Below are 1,772 nucleotides of genomic sequence, written 5' to 3'. Positions count from 1 at the left end.
GCCTCAGCCCGTGCCGCTGCTTTTCGCCTAGTTCTCCACCCCCGCCGGGCAGGACACCCATCCTGCCCGCCATGCAAATTGCCCGCCCAGGCGGATAAACCTGGAACGCACCTTAACAACCAGCAAAGGTTTTCGGAAGCGTGACTTTCCGCCGTCCCATTTCGAAAAGACGGGGGAAGGTCACCCGACCTTCTCGTCGCGGTGCCGCTTCCCCGGCTGAAACTACGGCTGGGGGCGGCTTGCCATCGTCCCTCAGCCATCCGCAGGAGGTGTGCGATGGCAAAAAACCGTGACTGGCAGGAGCGGGGCATTCGTATTGGCAGCCAGGTGTTTGATGAGGACGAAACAGCGGCTTTGGTCAGAGAGGTGCGTCAACGGGTCAAGGATCCGGACGTCATTGCCGAGATTGAGGATTTTCTCAGTGGAAAGCGAAAAACCCTCTCTGCTCGCACCCGCGATGTCCTTTACATGGTGGCTGTCAGTGTCGTCATGATGCTCCGCAAGTAACCTGCCAAAAGAGGGGCGCTACCCGCGCCCCTCTGCCGCAAGCATATTGCTTTCCGCTTCAAAAGTTGGAGTATCGAGGAACGGGCCGAAAAGGCGCTGAATGTTGTCGTAGTGGACTTCAAGACGGCTCTCCGCAGCGCTAGCCGCGAGAACAACGACACCGAACAGGTTTTCTGCGCCGCCTTCAGGGGAAAGGAGCTCGGCAAGATGATTCCCCAGTCGAGGCAGGGCTTTTTCCTCAATGGTGAGCAGCGGTAAGCCGCCGATGACGAAATCAAATCGTCCATCCTGTCGCGGAATGAGCCGAGCACGCAGTGTGCTCCATTCATCGGCAAAAAGCCGCTCAATGCCCAGTTCGATGATGTCGGTGGCGTTCTTTCCGGTATGTTCGACAAGCCACTGGAGTCGTTGGAGCGAGGAAGCGGAAAGGCGAAAATCTTTGCGAGTTTTGTTCATCATTTCTCCATTTCTCTGTTATTTGTGTGTATAATGTACACACATGATACCCGAATTTGAAAGGGTTGTCAAGAGCAGGATCGTTTAGTCCAGTACCTTACCAGGTGAATATCAGGCGCACTTCTCTTTCCCCTTTCCCCGCCGTGACGGGGCGTATCCACAAGATTCGCCCTTGGTCACGGACAGGGGCAAAAGGAGGTAACGATGGCTATGCAAGAATCTCAATACTACGGCGGGTCAATGCAGGAGTGCAAAGACGGTTGGGAGTGCTATCGCTTGCGAGAGAAAGCCTTACAAAACGGCTTTCACGTTGAGCGGCGAAAAAAGGGTGTTATCACCATTGTGATCCATGAAAGCCCGGTTGGTTCGCACATTCCCACGGCTCCCAACCCGCACTATCGCTGTGTGCAATGCGGCAAAGACCTTTGGGACAAATACCGCCGCTTGCGCAACCCATTCCGCGCTCCCGCCGTCTTTATCGTGGGCGACAAAACCTACTGCGAAAAGTGCTATCTGAAATGCGCCTGACACGTGCGCGGGCTACCCGCCCGCGCCTCTTGACAATACCACCTTGCGTAGTGCGAAAGCCGGTGCAACTCCGGCGAGGTGATTTCACGCTCTACCAGCGGGGGCGTGACTCTAGGGACAATGACCCTCCCTATCTGGATGCGGCTGGCGCGTTTGGGCGTATCGCGGAGGAAACGCCAAGCGGGTGTCCCTAGCGTTAACGTGAGTTCGGGTTAGGCGGGCAAGGGCAGGCAATTGTCCAAGCCCAAAGAAGGTTTTGACGGTCGGCGGCAGTAAGCGAT

3 protein-coding genes are annotated in these 1,772 nt (G+C 56.4%); 2 read left to right on the top strand and 1 reads right to left on the bottom strand.

The annotated features are described in order from the left end of the window. Positions 1-276 precede the first annotated feature (276 nt). Positions 277-507, top strand: coding sequence for a hypothetical protein (locus ATHL_RS00015; protein WP_062188688.1), 231 nt, complete (start codon positions 277-279; stop codon positions 505-507). Positions 508-525: 18 nt separating this feature from the next. Here the strand turns inward: ATHL_RS00015 and ATHL_RS00010 are convergent, their stop codons facing one another. Next, positions 526-966, bottom strand: coding sequence for a hypothetical protein (locus ATHL_RS00010; RefSeq protein ID WP_162787513.1), 441 nt, complete (start codon positions 964-966; stop codon positions 526-528). A 201-nt stretch (positions 967-1,167) separates the two neighbouring features. Between ATHL_RS00010 and ATHL_RS00005 the strand changes: the two genes are divergently transcribed. Next, complete coding sequence (locus tag ATHL_RS00005) at positions 1,168-1,491, top strand: hypothetical protein (protein WP_062188686.1); 324 nt, start codon at positions 1,168-1,170, stop codon at positions 1,489-1,491. Positions 1,492-1,772 lie beyond the last annotated feature (281 nt).

The organism is Anaerolinea thermolimosa (assembly GCF_001050195.2).
Lineage (GTDB): Bacteria > Chloroflexota > Anaerolineae > Anaerolineales > Anaerolineaceae > Anaerolinea > Anaerolinea thermolimosa.
Note: the sequence above shows the minus strand (reverse complement) of the source record. Positions and strands in the feature narration are given on the sequence as shown.

Coding starts and splice junctions, on each gene's coding strand:
- ATHL_RS00015 (WP_062188688.1), top strand. CDS start 277: ATGGCAAAAAACCGTGACTGGCAGGAGCGGGGCATTCGTATTGGCAGC.
- ATHL_RS00010 (WP_162787513.1), bottom strand. CDS start 966: ATGATGAACAAAACTCGCAAAGATTTTCGCCTTTCCGCTTCCTCGCTC.
- ATHL_RS00005 (WP_062188686.1), top strand. CDS start 1,168: ATGGCTATGCAAGAATCTCAATACTACGGCGGGTCAATGCAGGAGTGC.